Raw genomic sequence first — 13,114 nt, 5'->3', positions numbered from 1 at the left:
GTCCCGCATCTTCCCGGCGCATTGATTGACGGCGCCGCGCTTGGGCAATACTGATCGAAAACCTCGGATATCGCCGCCCGGACGCGCGGGCGGACCCCACAGCGGATCAAGGATCAGATGATAGACCGCCTGTTGCACCGCCTGGCCTGGCTCGTGGCCCTGCTTTGTGTCGCGCCCATCGTGGCGGCGGGGCTGGCGGCGTTGACCGGCGATCTCGACACCTGGCGCAATGTTCTGGCCCCGGTCTTGCCGCGCTTTGCGGGCACCACGCTGTTGCTGGTCGCCATTGTCGGCACGGCGACGGCGGCGATTGGCACGGGGGCGGCCTGGCTGGTGACGGTCTATCGCTTTCCGTTTTCGCGCACGCTCGAAGTGGCGCTGGCGCTGCCGCTGGCCTTTCCGGCCTATGTGCTGGCCTATGCCTATACCTCGTTCCTCGATCATTCCGGCCCGGTGCAGAGCCTTCTGCGCGATGTGACCGGCTGGGGCCCGCGCGACTATTGGTTTCCCGAGATCCGCAGCATGGGCGGCGCGGCGGCGATGCTCATCTTTGTGCTCTATCCCTATGTCTATCTGCTGGCGCGGGCGTCGTTCCGCCAGCAAAGCTCGAACGCCTATCTGGTGGCGCGGACGCTCGGGCATACGCCGCTCACCGCCTTTTGGCGGGTGGCGCTGCCGATGGCGCGCCCGGCGATTGTCGGCGGCGCGCTTCTGGCGGTGATGGAGACCATCGCCGATTACGGCACGGTGGCGTTTTTCAATGTCGATACCTTTGCCACCGGGATCTACCAGTCGTGGTTCAGCCTTGGCGACCGGGGCGCGGCGGCGCAGCTGGCGCTCTGCCTTCTGGGCTTTGCGCTCTTGGTGGCGGGGCTCGAGCGGGTGCAGCGGGGCCGCATTCGCACCGCCGGGCGCGGCGCGCGGTTCGAGACGGTGGAAAAGCCCCGGCTGCGCGGTGGGGCGGGCTGGCTGGTGACGGCGCTCTGCGCGGTGCCCGTGGTCTTTGGCTTTGTGATCCCGCTGGTGATGCTCGGCTCCATGGCGGTGGATTCGGGGCAGAACATCCTCAGCGCGCGCTATGCCGCGCTGATGAGCAATTCGGTGACGCTGGCGGCGCTGGCCTCGGTGCTCACGGTGCTCGGCGCGGTGGTCATCGGCTTTCACGCGCGGATGCGGCCGGGGCGCGGGGCGCGGGCGATGGTGCTTGGCGCGGGGCTTGGCTATGCGGTGCCGGGGGGCGTGATCGCCGTCGGGCTCATGGTGCCCTTTGCGGCGCTCGACAACGCGATCGATGCGGCGATGGAGGGCTGGTTCGGCGTGTCCACCGGGCTTTTGATCACCGGGTCGGTCTGGCTCATGGTGCTGGCCTATATGGCGCGGTTCATGGCGGCGGCGCTCAATGCCTATGACAGCGGCATGGCCACGGTGCCGGCGCATTTCGACGCCATTGGCCGGTCACTCGGCCAGTCGGGGCCGCGTCTTTTGTGGCGGGTGCATCTGCCGGTGGCGCGCTCTTCGGTGCTGACCGCGCTGCTCATCGTCTTTGTCGATGTGATGAAGGAGCTGCCCGCGACGCTCATCCTGCATCCGTTCAACTTTCAGACGCTGGCGGTGCAGGCGCATCGGCTGGCCTCGGACGAGCGGCTCAACGAGGCGGCGGTGCCGTCGCTGGCGCTGATGGCCTTTGGGCTCATCCCGGTGCTGATCCTGTGCCGGTCGATCGGGCGCGAAGAGCGCGGGCGGCGTGCCGCACGGCTGGCCACGGCGGTGAAACCGGGGTGAGCCCGCGCTAATTTTACCCGCCTCCCTTGCAGCGCCGGGGGCGCGATAATAAGACTCCCTTAGGACATCGGACCTATCGTTCGAAGAAACTTCAGCAGGCAGGCGATTATGAAAGACCCTCTTGAGACGTATATGAACACGCTCGTGCCCATGGTGGTCGAGCAGACAAGCCGTGGCGAACGCGCCTATGACATCTTTTCCCGCCTGCTCAAGGAGCGGATCATTTTCCTCAACGGGCCGGTGCATGACGGCATGTCGAGCCTCGTCGTGGCGCAGCTTCTGCACCTCGAGGCGGAGAACCCGTCGAAGGAAATCTCGATGTATATCAACAGCCCCGGCGGTGTCGTGACCTCGGGCCTGTCGATCTATGACACGATGCAATACATCCGCCCGGCGGTCTCGACGCTGGTGATCGGGCAGGCGGCCTCGATGGGCTCCTTGCTTCTCACCGCCGGTGCCAAGGGCATGCGCTACTCGCTGCCCAACAGCCGGATCATGGTGCACCAGCCCTCGGGCGGGTATCAGGGTCAGGCGACCGACATCATGATTCACGCCGAAGAGACGCTCAAGCTCAAGCGGCGGCTCAACGAGATCTATGTGAAACACACCGGCCAGACCCTCAAAAAGGTCGAAGAGGCGCTGGAGCGTGATAATTTCATGTCGCCCGAAGAAGCCAAGTCCTGGGGCCTCATCGACGAGATCGTCGAGAGCCGTGGCAAGGCGGATGAGGACGACAAGGCGTAAGACTGCCTGCGGGGCGATTTTCGGATTGTGGCACCTCGGCACCTGCCGTAAGCTGTGAACCACATTTCGTCATGGCCCCGCATTCAACCCGATGAATGCCCGAAAGGTAAAATATGTCCAACAATTCCGGCAGCGACAGCAAGAACACCCTCTACTGCAGTTTTTGCGGCAAGAGCCAGCATGAGGTGCGCAAGCTCATCGCGGGCCCGACGGTGTTCATCTGCGACGAATGTGTCGAACTGTGCATGGACATCATCCGCGAGGAAACCCGCAGTGCCGGGCTCAAATCGGGCGAAGGCGTGCCGACCCCGCGCGAGATCTGTGATGTGCTCGATGATTACGTGATCGGTCAGGCCATGGCCAAGCGCGTGCTCTCGGTCGCGGTGCACAACCATTACAAGCGGCTCAACCATTCCGGCAAATCCGGCGATATCGAGCTGCAGAAATCGAACATCCTGCTGATCGGCCCGACCGGCTGCGGCAAGACGCTCTTGGCGCAGACGCTGGCGCGCATCCTCGATGTGCCCTTCACCATGGCCGATGCAACGACGCTGACCGAGGCCGGCTATGTCGGTGAGGATGTCGAAAACATCATTCTCAAGCTGCTGCAATCGAGCGAGTATAACGTCGAACGCGCCCAGCGCGGCATCGTCTATATCGACGAGGTCGACAAGATCACCCGCAAGTCGGAAAACCCCTCGATCACCCGCGACGTGTCGGGCGAGGGCGTGCAACAGGCGCTTCTCAAGCTGATGGAAGGCACGGTTGCCGCCGTTCCGCCGCAGGGCGGGCGCAAACATCCGCAGCAGGAATTCCTGCAGGTGGACACCACCAACATCCTGTTCATCTGCGGCGGCGCCTTTGCCGGTCTCGACAAGATCATCGCGCAGCGCGGCAAGGGCTCTGCCATGGGCTTTGGCGCGGATGTGCGCGACAATGACGATCGCGGCGTTGGCGAAGTCTTCAAAGAGCTCGAGCCCGAGGATCTGCTCAAATTCGGCCTGATCCCGGAATTCGTCGGCCGTCTGCCGGTCATCGCGACGCTCGAGGATCTCGACGAAGATGCGCTCATCACCATCCTGACCGAGCCCAAGAACGCGCTGGTGAAACAGTATCAGCGTCTGTTTGAACTCGAAGGCGCACAGCTCAGCTTTACCGATGATGCGCTCAAGGCCATTGCGAAACGCGCCATTCAGCGCAAGACCGGCGCGCGCGGGCTGCGCTCGATCCTCGAGGACATCCTGCTCAACACCATGTTCGAGCTGCCGGGTCTCGAGGGCGTCGAAGAGGTGGTCGTCAACGAAGAGGCCGTGTCCTCCGAGGCGGCGCCGCTGATGATCTATGCCGACGCCAAGAAGGAAGAGGCGAGCGCGGGCTGATCCAGCCGCCTTTGACCCATGACAGACGCGGGCGTCGGGACCTCCCCGGCGCCCGTTTTCCGTTTCGCCGCTCATCCGCCGCCTGTCCCCGTGCAAGAGACCGCCCGAGACGCCGCCTATCGGCCTTGGGGTACTGGACCTTTGGCCGCCGATGGGCCATATCTGGGGCAACGGATTCCGGAGGACCCTATGGGCATTCTCAAGACGCTACTTCGCGCCGCCACATGGTGGCATGGCAGCACGCTCAACACGCAATTCTTTACCTGGCGCCGGGGCGTCAAGGTGGGCGAGGACGAACAGGGCAACGTGTTCTATCGCAACCGCGACAACACCCGCCGCTGGGTCATGTTCAACGGCGAGGCCGAGGCGAGCCGCGTCAGCCCCGATTGGCATGGCTGGCTGCATCACACGTTCGACACGCCGCCGACCGACCGGCCGCTGCCCCATAAGACCTGGGAAAAGCCGCATCAGGAAAACCTGACCGGCACCGCGCTGGCCTATGCGCCCGCCGGGTCGATCCGCCGCCCGCAGCCGGTCGAGCGGAGCGATTACGAGGCCTGGAGCCCGGAGTAAACAGATGTCCGAGAACAAGACAGAAGTGGCCGTTGGCGGCATCGTGCTCGCGGCGGCGGTGGGCTTTCTGGTCTATGCGGGCCAGCTCACCGGCTTTGCCAGCACCTCGCAGGGCTATCCGCTGCACGCCTCCTTCCGCTCGGCGGATGGGGTCGATCTCGGCACCGATGTGCGCATGGCGGGCGTCAAGGTGGGCCGGGTGACCGCGCTCGATCTCGATCCCGAAACCTTCCGCGCGCGCGCCACTTTCACCGTGCAAGAGGGGATCGAGCTGCCCGATGACAGCGCCGTCTCCATCGCCTCCGAGGGGCTCTTGGGCGGCAATTTCGTCGAAATCCTGCCCGGCGGCTCGCCCTTCGCGTTCGAGCCCGGCGATACGGTCGAGTTTACCCAAGGCTCGGTGAGCCTGATCTCGCTTTTGATGAAATTCGTCGCGGGCGACAATGAGGGTGACAAGTGATGCGCCCGCTGGCCGCACTTCTGCTGGCCGGGGTGACCACCGGGCTCTGGACCGGGGCGACGCCCGGTGTGAGCGCCGCGCAGGAAGCGGCCTCGCTGGGGCAGGGCGCCATTCTGCGCGCCCTCGACAAGGTCAATGGCAGCGTCACCGATCTCGAGCTCGGCAATGCCAGCAGCGCGCGCTTTGGCCGTCTGACGATCAATCTCGGCGAATGCCGCTTTCCCGAGGGCGACCCGGCGGGCGATGCCTATGCCTTTCTGACGATCCAGGAAGATGGCCAGACCCAGCCGCAGTTTTCCGGTTGGATGATCGCCTCGTCGCCGGCGCTGAGCGCGCTGGATCACCCGCGTTACGACGTCTGGGTCATGCGCTGCAAAACCGCGTCGTGATCGCGGTCTAGCGGGACTTTCCAAATATTTCCGGGCATTTGCAGGGCAGAGGCGAGACGGCTGCGATAGTCGGATCGGCTGATTTCCTTGGCTCCGAGGCTCGCCAGATGGTCGGTGAGGAACTGCGTGTCGAAGAGCTGAAAGCCACAGCGCCGCAGATGGTCGATGAGATGCAGCAGCGCCCGCTTTGACCCATCCGTGCGGGTCGAGAACATCGATTCGCCAAAGAAGGCCGCGCCAAGGCTCACCCCATAGACCCCACCGGCCAGCACATCGCCCTCGTAAATCTCGAGACTATGAGCATGGCCCATATTGTGCAGCTCGATATAGAGGCCCCGGATCGTGTCGTTGATCCAGGTGTTTTCCCGCGCCGCACAGCCATCGACCACCGCCGCGAAATCCTGATTGAGCGTGGCGCGATATTCGGCGCGGCGCACGCGGCGGGCCATGCTGCGCGAGACGTGAAAGCCGTCGATGGGGAAAATCCCGCGTTCGCGGGGATCGACCCAGAATATTTCCGGGTCGTCGCGGGTCTCGGCCATGGGAAAGATGCCATTGGCATAGGCCCGCAGAATAAGCGCCGGTGACAGCGCAGGCTCGGTGCTCATGCGCTGCCCCGGTTGGCCCCCGCGCCCTTATGGGGCGCGAGGGACAGGATCAGGTCAGGGGATCGGTCTCCAGCCATTTTTCCAGCCAGTGAATGTTATATTCGCCGGTGAGCACGGCCTCTTCTTCAAGCAGCGCATGAAACAGCGGCACGGTGGTTTCGACCCCATCCACGATGAGCTCGCCCAGCGCCCGGTGCAGACGCGCCAGCGCCTCGGGGCGGTCGCGCCCATGCACGATCAGCTTGGCGATCAGGCTGTCGTAATAGGGCGGGATGTTATAGCCGTCATAGAGCGCGCTATCCATCCGCACGCCAAGCCCGCCGGGGGCGTGAAACTGCGTGATCCGGCCCGGACGGGGCGAGAATTCCGGCAGTTTCTCGGCGTTGATGCGGACCTCGATGGAATGGCCGTTGATGGTGAGATCGTCTTGCGTGAAGGACATCGGCAGGCCCGAGGCCACGCGGATCTGTTCGCGCACGAGATCGACGCCAAAGATGGCCTCGGTCACCGGGTGTTCCACCTGCAGACGGGTGTTCATCTCGATGAAATAGAACTCGCCCTTCTCGTAGAGGAACTCGATCGTGCCAGCCCCGGTATAGTTGATCCGGGCCACGGCATCGGCGCAGATCTTGCCGATGCGGTCGCGCTCTTCCTGGCTGATGCAGGGGCCGGGGGCCTCCTCGAACACCTTCTGGTGACGGCGCTGCAGCGAACAGTCGCGCTCGCCGAGATGCACCGCACCGCCCTTGCCATCGCCAAAGACCTGGATCTCGATATGGCGCGGCGTGGTCAGGTATTTCTCGATATAGACCTCGTCATTGCCAAAGGCCGCCTTGGCCTCGGTCCGCGCGGTGCGGAAGGCGCTTTCGATCTCGGCCGCGCTCATCGCGACCTTCATGCCGCGCCCGCCACCACCGGCGGTGGCCTTGACGATCACCGGATAGCCGATCTCGGCACAGAGCGCCTTGGCACTCTCGACATCGGGGACACCGCCGTCAGAGCCGGGCACGCAGGGCACGCCCAGATCCTTCATCGTGTCCTTGGCGGTGATCTTGTCGCCCATGATGCGGATATGTTCGGCGGTGGGGCCGATAAAGGTAAGGTCGTGATCCTCGACGATCTGCACGAAATTGGCATTCTCGGAGAGAAAGCCATAGCCCGGGTGGATCGCCTGCGCGCCGGTGACTTCACAGGCGGCGATGATCGACGGGATCGACAGATAGCTGTCGGTGCCCGGCGGCGGGCCGATACAGACGGATTCGTCCGCCATCCGCACATGCATCGCATCGGTGTCGGCGGTGGAATGCACCGCCACGGTGCGGATGCCCATTTCACGGGCGGCGCGGATCACGCGGAGGGCAATTTCGCCCCGGTTTGCGATCAGGATTTTATCGAACATGGGGCGCCCCTTATTCGATGATCATCAGCGGCGCGCCATATTCGACCGCGGCGCCATCCTCGACGAGGATGCGTTTCACCGTGCCGGCGCGCGGCGCGGGGATGTGGTTCATGGTCTTCATCGCCTCAACGATGAGAAGCGTGTCGCCTTCGCCAACCTGATCGCCAACCTTGACGAAAGAGGGCGAGCCGGGCTCGGCCTGCATATAGACGGTGCCGACCATCGGCGAGGTGACCGCGCCGGGATGGCTTGCGGGATCTTCGCCGGGGGCCTCGGAGGCGGCCGGCGCGCCGGGGGCATGCGGCGCGGGCGCGGCAGGGGCCGGGGCGGCGGCTGCGGCAGGTGCCGGGGCGGCGGCCATATGGACCACGTCTTGGCGGCGGCTCACGCGCACGTTGAGGCTGTCAGCTTCGCCATATTCGCGTTTGACCTGAAGCTCGGTGAGCTCATTGTCATTCAGCAGTTCCGCCAGCGCCTTGATGAACGCGACATCGTCTTCATGTGTTTTTTTTGCCATCGGGTTCCTCGACCGTTTCGGTGCCGGGGGGAGGCCCGGCCCGGTGCTCTTGCTTTGTTTTCGCCGCTTATACGGCAAGCTGTACAGCGATGAAAGCGCCGTTCTATGCGTAAAACTGGGAATAATGGCAGGCAATTGCGAGGGGGACGGGGAATTTTGCTGACGCAAGGGCAGTTTGCTGCCGATTGCGGGCCGAGGCGCGGTGGCCCGCGCCCTGTGCCTAATGCGGCATTCCGCTCAGCTTGGCGACCAGTTCGGCGAGATTGCGGGCGCTGAATTTCTTCAAGAGCCGGGCGCGGTACACTTCAATCGTGCGATAACTCAGCCCCAGTTCGAGCCCCACCTCCTTGGAGGTCATGCCGCGCGCGGTGAGAATGGCGATCTCGCGCTCGCGTTGGGTGAGCGCCACGATGGGCCGCTCCTCGGACAGATCGGCAAAGGACCACACGCCGCGCCGGAAGGGATCATCCGGGGTCACCGACTGGCCGCGCACCCGGCACCAGAACAGGCTGCCATCGCTGCGCTTCATGATCCGTTCGTCATTATAGCGCCCGGTGCGCTGCATCGCCTCGAGGCTGCGTTCGCCGATCCGGCGGTAATCCTCGATCGAGGGGTAGTAATGCGCCAGCGGGATGTTGATGAAATCGGCGGGCGTGCCGATGAAGGTGCGGGCAAATTGCAGATTGCACAGCCGGATGATCCGGTTTTCCAACACGACAAGCCCGGTTGGCGCATGGGTAAAGGCGATATCGTTGAGGCTGTCCATGCCTCCTTATGCCTTGCACCGCCGCGCGGGGGAAGAGGCCGCGACCGCGTGCCATGCTGTCGCAGGCGATAGGTTTCGGCTTTTGCCTCCGGCCTATGGTTCCCATATCTGGCGGCAGCCCCGGGGATGGGGCACGGGGTTGGGCAAAGGGACAGGACGGATGCAACGAGGAACGGAACGGCTGCGGCAGCGGATGGCGGGTTTTGGCCCGGCGCTGCCTTGGCCGCATCGCGGCGATCTGTGGCGCGCGAGCCTTGGCGCGGCGCTCGGGCTCTTGGCCTGTGCGCTCATGGTGCTGATCTGGCCTGCGGGGGCGGGGCTCTATTTGGTGGCGCCGCTGGGCGCGACGGCGGTTCTCGTCTTTTGCGTGCCCAACGCGCCGCTGGCCCAGCCCTGGTCAGCGCTCATCGGCAATATGATCTCGGCGGCGCTGGCGCTTGTGGTGCTCTGGCTCACGCCCGCCGGTCCCTGGCAACCGGCGCTCGCCGTGGGTGGCGCGATTGCCGCGATGATGCTCACACGCTCGCTGCACCCGCCGGGCGGCGCGGTGGCGCTCTTGACCGTGCTGGCGCCCGAGGCGGCGCTTGGCGCAGGGCCGCTCTATGTGCTGATGCCGATCGGGCTTACTACCGCGATCTTGGTGCTGGCCGGGGTGGTGTTTCATCGCTTCTCGGGCCGGGTCTACCCGTTTCGCCTGCCGCCGCCACCGGCGAGCGCCCCGGCGGAGGCGCAGCCCCGGCTGGGTCTTGGCACCGAAGATCTCGAGGCGCTGCTTGATGAGTTTCACCAAAGCGCCAACCTCGGCGTGGCCGATCTCGGGCGTATCCTCGCGGCGGCGGAACGCGAGGCGGCCGAGCACCGGTTCGACGGCACGCGTTGTGCCGAGATCATGACGCGCACTCCATTGCGGGTGACGCCCGAGGCGCGGCTGCGCGATGTGGCGCGGATGATGCGCGACCACGGCATCAAGAGCCTGCCGGTGGTGGGGGCGGATGGCGTGGCGCAAGGGCTGGTGCAGCAGGCCGATCTCATCGACGGGCTCACCCGGCAGCGCGGCATGGGGCCGATGCGCCCGGCGGCGCTTCAGAGCCGTGTCACCGCGGGCCGGATCATGCGCCCGGTGCCGGTCTCGGTGCCGCAGGACTGGCCGGTGGGGCGGGTGCTCAACCGGATGGCCGAGGGCGATGTGCAATCCGTGCTGCTCACCGATGCGGCGGGGCGGCTGAGCGGCATTCTCACCCGGTCGGATATTCTGGCGCTCTTGCTGCGCGGGGCGGGGGCGCGGCCGGAAACCGGGGCCTCAGGGGCCTCATCGGGCGCGTAAAATACGCACTGTCGTGATACAGTCGGAATACCGACAGGATACCGACATGGCATTTCGGCCGATTTCAGACGTCCGGGCTATCCACCACAAAGGGCGCGGTCGGCGCGATATGCACCGCCTTGGCCCGCCGCGCCGTCTGGATTTCGCGGTAGCCGATGAACACCCCGCTCGCCACGATCAGCGCCATGCCCACCACCGTATTGACCGGCGGCACCTCGCCCCAGAGGAGATAGCCGAGCACCGCCGCCATCGGCAGGTAGGAATAGTCAAAGGGCGCCATCAGGCTTGCCGGGGCGACCTGATAGGCCCGGGAATTGAGGATATAGCCCATCATCCCGGCCCCCGCGATCGCCGCGAGCCACAAGATGCCGCTGCCATCCGGGATCGGGAATTCGAACCGCAGATGCGCGAATTCCGGCCCGAAATCAAAGACTTGGTTCACCGACCAGCCGAGCAGCGCCACGATGGGCCCAGAGGGCGCGAGCGTATAGAGCCCGACGGTCAGCGTGCTCTCGCGGTCGCCGATCTTGCGCGCCACGATCTGTGACAGCGCATAGGTAAAGGCACAGATGAGCGGCAGCACCGCCACCCATTGAAAGGTCGCGCCCCCGGGCCGCATCGCGATAAGCACGCCGACAAACCCGATGACCAGCGCAAGACCACGCTGCAAGCCTATGGTTTCACGCAGGAAAACGGCAGCCAGCAGCGCCGTCATCAGCGGCGCGGAGAAGAAGATCGTGGTCACCTCCGCCAGCCCCATAAAGGGAAAGGCCGTGTAAAAGAGACAAAAGCCCACCGCAAACAGCGTGGCCCGGATCAGGTGCAAGGGCCAGAGCGGCGTCAAAAGCCGATGCGGCCTGCCCAGATAGAGGATGAGCGGCACCAGGATCATCACGCTGATCGTCGCCCGCGCCCCGATCAGCATCCAGACCGGATAGGTCGCCAGCAGCGTCTTCATCAGCGCGTCCTGGACCACAAAGAACACCATGCCGATCATGAGACAGGTCATCCCCTCGAGCGGACGCGACGAGGGCTGAAACGCGGTGTCTGACATGACGGCCATGGCTGTCTCCTGTAATTGGCGACAGGCCCAACCTCGCCGCGCGCGGGGGGCGGCGTCTTGTGACTTTGCGACAGCGTGTCGCAAAACGCCCCGCATCACAGGGTGACGCGGGGCAAGCCGTTGGAATGGCAACAGAGTTTTTAGCTGCGATTCATCCGGTTTTCGATGAGATCGTCGACCACGGCGGGCTCGGCCAGGGTCGAGGTGTCGCCAAGACTGCCGAAATCATCCTCGGCGATCTTGCGCAGGATGCGGCGCATGATCTTGCCCGAGCGGGTCTTGGGCAGGCCCGGGGCCCATTGGATGAGATCCGGCGAGGCGATGGGCCCGATTTCCTTGCGCACCCAGTCGCGCAGCTCCTTGCGCAGATCGTCGGTATATTCCTCGCCCGCCATCAGCGTGACATAGCAATAGATGCCCTGTCCCTTGACGTCATGCGGATAGCCGACGACCGCCGCCTCCGAGACCTTGGGATGGGCCACGAGCGCGCTCTCGACCTCGGCGGTGCCCATGCGGTGGCCCGAGACGTTGATCACGTCATCGACCCGGCCAGTGATCCAGTAATAGCCATCCTTGTCGCGGCGACAGCCATCGCCGGTGAAGTAATAGCCTTTGTAATCAGAGAAATAGGTCTTCTCAAACCGCTCGTGATCGCCCCAGACGCTGCGCATCTGACCCGGCCAGCTCGACTTGATGCAGAGCACGCCCTCGGCCTCGGTGCTGGTGATTTCCTCGCCCGATTGCGCGTCGAGCACGACCGGTTCGACCCCGAAGAAGGGCGTGGTGCAAGACCCCGGTTTGGTGGCGGTGGCGCCGGGTAGGGGGGTCATCAGGTGACCGCCGGTTTCGGTCTGCCACCAGGTGTCGACGATGGGGCAGCGGCCTTGGCCCACCACATCATTGTACCAGTTCCAGGCCTCGGGGTTGATCGGCTCGCCCACCGTGCCCAAGAGCTTGAGCGACGAGAGATCGCATCTGTCGACGAACTCGCGCCCCTTGCCCATCAGGGCGCGGATCGCGGTGGGGGCGGTGTAGAACTGGTTGACCTTGTGCTTTTCGCAGACCTGCCAGAAGCGCGAGGCATCCGGGTAGGTCGGCACGCCTTCGAACATCAGCGTCGTCGCGCCATTGGCCAACGGGCCATAGACGATATAGCTGTGACCGGTGACCCAGCCCACATCCGCCGTGCACCAGTAGATGTCGCCATCGTGGTAATCGAACACCAGCTCATGGGTCATCGATGCCCAGGTGAGATAGCCGCCGGAGGTATGCACCACACCTTTGGGCGCGCCGGTCGAGCCGGAGGTGTAGAGGATGAAAAGCGGGTCCTCGGCGTTCATTTCCTCGGGCGGGCAGTCGTCGGCCACCTTGGCCTCGAGATCATGCAGCCAGTGGTCGCGGCCCTCTTGCATGGGGATCTCGCCGCCGGTGCGCTGCACCACGAGCAGTTTGCAGTCATGCGAAACCCCGTCGAGCGCCTTGTCGGCATTGGTCTTGAGCGGCGTGTTGCGGCCGCCGCGCGGGGCTTCGTCGGCGGTGACCACAACCTTGGCCTCCGATCCGTTGACCCGCGCCGCGAGCGCGTCAGAGGAAAACCCGCCGAAGACCACCGAATGAATGGCCCCGATCCGCGCACAGGCGAGCATCGCATAGGCGGCCTCGGGGATCATCGGCATATAGAGCACCACACGGTCGCCACGGGTGACGCCCAACTCCTTGAGCGCATTGGCCATTTTACAGGTGCGCGCGTGCAGTTCGCGGTAGGAGATATGCAGCGCTTCTTCATCCGGGCTGTCGGGTTCCCAGATGATCGCAGTCTGATCGCCGCGGCTGGCGAGATGGCGGTCGATACAATTGGCCGCAACGTTGAGCGTGCCATCCTCGAACCATTTGATCGAGACATTGCCGAGATCGAAATTGACGTCCTTCACCTTGGTGAAGGGCTTGATCCAGTCGATACGCTGTCCGTGTTCCTGCCAGAATGCCTCTGGATCGCGCAGCGAGGCGTCATAGAGCGCCCGGTATTTCGCGGCGTCGATATGGGCATTTTCCGCGAATTCGGCGGATGGCGGGTGAATGGTGTCGGACATGTCGGACCCCCTCTTAAGAC

13 protein-coding genes are annotated in these 13,114 nt (G+C 64.6%); 7 read left to right on the top strand and 6 right to left on the bottom strand.

The genetic code is table 11. The features are described from left to right. The first annotated feature begins 117 nt into the window (after nucleotides 1–117). The 6 genes from WA237_RS15430 (at nucleotide 118) to WA237_RS15405 (ending at nucleotide 5,327) form a co-directional block, all read left to right on the top strand. A complete protein-coding gene (locus WA237_RS15430; protein ID WP_336098721.1) occupies nucleotides 118–1,782 on the top strand; it encodes an ABC transporter permease in 1,665 nt (554 codons plus the stop codon). Between the two features lie 108 nt (nucleotides 1,783–1,890). Beyond that, the gene (locus WA237_RS15425) at nucleotides 1,891–2,526 is read left to right on the top strand and encodes an ATP-dependent Clp protease proteolytic subunit (RefSeq protein WP_040617754.1); all 636 of its coding nucleotides are present in this window, start codon (nucleotides 1,891–1,893) and stop codon (nucleotides 2,524–2,526) included. 113 nt (nucleotides 2,527–2,639) lie between these two features. Beyond that, nucleotides 2,640–3,905 (top strand): ATP-dependent Clp protease ATP-binding subunit ClpX, encoded by a 1,266-nt coding sequence (gene clpX, locus WA237_RS15420; protein WP_009812289.1) that lies wholly within the window; start codon nucleotides 2,640–2,642, stop codon nucleotides 3,903–3,905. Nucleotides 3,906–4,094: 189 nt separating this feature from the next. Further along, nucleotides 4,095–4,478, top strand: a complete 384-nt coding sequence (locus WA237_RS15415; protein WP_009812288.1) for an NADH:ubiquinone oxidoreductase subunit NDUFA12 — start codon at nucleotides 4,095–4,097, stop codon at nucleotides 4,476–4,478. Between the two features lie 4 nt (nucleotides 4,479–4,482). Continuing rightward, a complete protein-coding gene (gene mlaD, locus WA237_RS15410) occupies nucleotides 4,483–4,938 on the top strand; it encodes an outer membrane lipid asymmetry maintenance protein MlaD (RefSeq protein ID WP_336098718.1) in 456 nt (151 codons plus the stop codon). Then, nucleotides 4,938–5,327, top strand: a complete 390-nt coding sequence (locus WA237_RS15405; RefSeq protein WP_009812286.1) for a DUF2155 domain-containing protein — start codon at nucleotides 4,938–4,940, stop codon at nucleotides 5,325–5,327. Before mlaD ends, WA237_RS15405 begins: the two co-directional genes overlap by 1 nt. On the opposite strand, the gene aat is transcribed toward WA237_RS15405, so the two are convergent. The 4 genes from aat to WA237_RS15385 all read right to left on the bottom strand — a co-directional run bounded on the left by aat (nucleotide 5,288) and on the right by WA237_RS15385 (nucleotide 8,617). Next, on the bottom strand, nucleotides 5,288–5,935 hold the full coding sequence (aat, locus tag WA237_RS15400) for a leucyl/phenylalanyl-tRNA--protein transferase (RefSeq protein ID WP_336098716.1): 648 nt from the start codon (nucleotides 5,933–5,935) through the stop codon (nucleotides 5,288–5,290). The two genes, WA237_RS15405 and aat, sit on opposite strands and share 40 nt — an antisense overlap. A gap of 49 nt (nucleotides 5,936–5,984) precedes the next feature. Next, entirely contained in the window at nucleotides 5,985–7,334 is a 1,350-nt protein-coding gene (accC, locus tag WA237_RS15395; RefSeq protein ID WP_009812284.1) for an acetyl-CoA carboxylase biotin carboxylase subunit, read from the bottom strand. A gap of 10 nt (nucleotides 7,335–7,344) precedes the next feature. Then, nucleotides 7,345–7,851 (bottom strand): acetyl-CoA carboxylase biotin carboxyl carrier protein, encoded by a 507-nt coding sequence (gene accB / locus WA237_RS15390; protein WP_009812283.1) that lies wholly within the window; start codon nucleotides 7,849–7,851, stop codon nucleotides 7,345–7,347. 220 nt (nucleotides 7,852–8,071) lie between these two features. Then, complete coding sequence (locus tag WA237_RS15385; protein WP_009812282.1) at nucleotides 8,072–8,617, bottom strand: LuxR C-terminal-related transcriptional regulator; 546 nt, start codon at nucleotides 8,615–8,617, stop codon at nucleotides 8,072–8,074. 160 nt (nucleotides 8,618–8,777) lie between these two features. On the opposite strand from WA237_RS15385, the gene WA237_RS15380 reads away from it, so the two are divergent. Then, nucleotides 8,778–9,941 carry an HPP family protein gene (locus WA237_RS15380; RefSeq protein ID WP_336098714.1) on the top strand — a complete coding sequence of 388 codons (1,164 nt, stop codon included), beginning with the start codon at nucleotides 8,778–8,780 and terminating at the stop codon, nucleotides 9,939–9,941. Between the two features lie 64 nt (nucleotides 9,942–10,005). Here WA237_RS15380 and WA237_RS15375 read toward each other — a convergent pair whose 3' ends face one another. Together WA237_RS15375 and acs are read right to left on the bottom strand one after the other, a co-directional pair. Continuing rightward, nucleotides 10,006–11,004, bottom strand: coding sequence for a DMT family transporter (locus WA237_RS15375; RefSeq protein ID WP_336098712.1), 999 nt, complete (start codon nucleotides 11,002–11,004; stop codon nucleotides 10,006–10,008). Nucleotides 11,005–11,144: 140 nt separating this feature from the next. After that, nucleotides 11,145–13,094: an acetate--CoA ligase gene (acs, locus tag WA237_RS15370; RefSeq protein ID WP_336098711.1), complete on the bottom strand. Its 1,950-nt coding sequence runs from the start codon at nucleotides 13,092–13,094 to the stop codon at nucleotides 11,145–11,147. Nucleotides 13,095–13,114 lie beyond the last annotated feature (20 nt).

The sequence above is a fragment of the Roseovarius sp. CH_XMU1461 genome, assembly GCF_037027165.1.
In the GTDB taxonomy this organism is placed as follows: domain Bacteria; phylum Pseudomonadota; class Alphaproteobacteria; order Rhodobacterales; family Rhodobacteraceae; genus Roseovarius; species Roseovarius nubinhibens.
Note: the sequence above shows the minus strand (reverse complement) of the source record. Positions and strands in the feature narration are given on the sequence as shown.

What these genes read in the sequence shown, in the direction of transcription:
- WA237_RS15430 (WP_336098721.1), top strand. Translation starts at nt 118, where the DNA reads ATGATAGACCGCCTGTTGCACCGCCTGGCCTGGCTCGTGGCCCTGCTT.
- WA237_RS15425 (WP_040617754.1), top strand. Translation starts at nt 1,891, where the DNA reads ATGAAAGACCCTCTTGAGACGTATATGAACACGCTCGTGCCCATGGTG.
- clpX (WP_009812289.1), top strand. Translation starts at nt 2,640, where the DNA reads ATGTCCAACAATTCCGGCAGCGACAGCAAGAACACCCTCTACTGCAGT.
- WA237_RS15415 (WP_009812288.1), top strand. Translation starts at nt 4,095, where the DNA reads ATGGGCATTCTCAAGACGCTACTTCGCGCCGCCACATGGTGGCATGGC.
- mlaD (WP_336098718.1), top strand. Translation starts at nt 4,483, where the DNA reads ATGTCCGAGAACAAGACAGAAGTGGCCGTTGGCGGCATCGTGCTCGCG.
- WA237_RS15405 (WP_009812286.1), top strand. Translation starts at nt 4,938, where the DNA reads ATGCGCCCGCTGGCCGCACTTCTGCTGGCCGGGGTGACCACCGGGCTC.
- aat (WP_336098716.1), bottom strand. Translation starts at nt 5,935, where the DNA reads ATGAGCACCGAGCCTGCGCTGTCACCGGCGCTTATTCTGCGGGCCTAT.
- accC (WP_009812284.1), bottom strand. Translation starts at nt 7,334, where the DNA reads ATGTTCGATAAAATCCTGATCGCAAACCGGGGCGAAATTGCCCTCCGC.
- accB (WP_009812283.1), bottom strand. Translation starts at nt 7,851, where the DNA reads ATGGCAAAAAAAACACATGAAGACGATGTCGCGTTCATCAAGGCGCTG.
- WA237_RS15385 (WP_009812282.1), bottom strand. Translation starts at nt 8,617, where the DNA reads ATGGACAGCCTCAACGATATCGCCTTTACCCATGCGCCAACCGGGCTT.
- WA237_RS15380 (WP_336098714.1), top strand. Translation starts at nt 8,778, where the DNA reads ATGCAACGAGGAACGGAACGGCTGCGGCAGCGGATGGCGGGTTTTGGC.
- WA237_RS15375 (WP_336098712.1), bottom strand. Translation starts at nt 11,004, where the DNA reads ATGGCCGTCATGTCAGACACCGCGTTTCAGCCCTCGTCGCGTCCGCTC.
- acs (WP_336098711.1), bottom strand. Translation starts at nt 13,094, where the DNA reads ATGTCCGACACCATTCACCCGCCATCCGCCGAATTCGCGGAAAATGCC.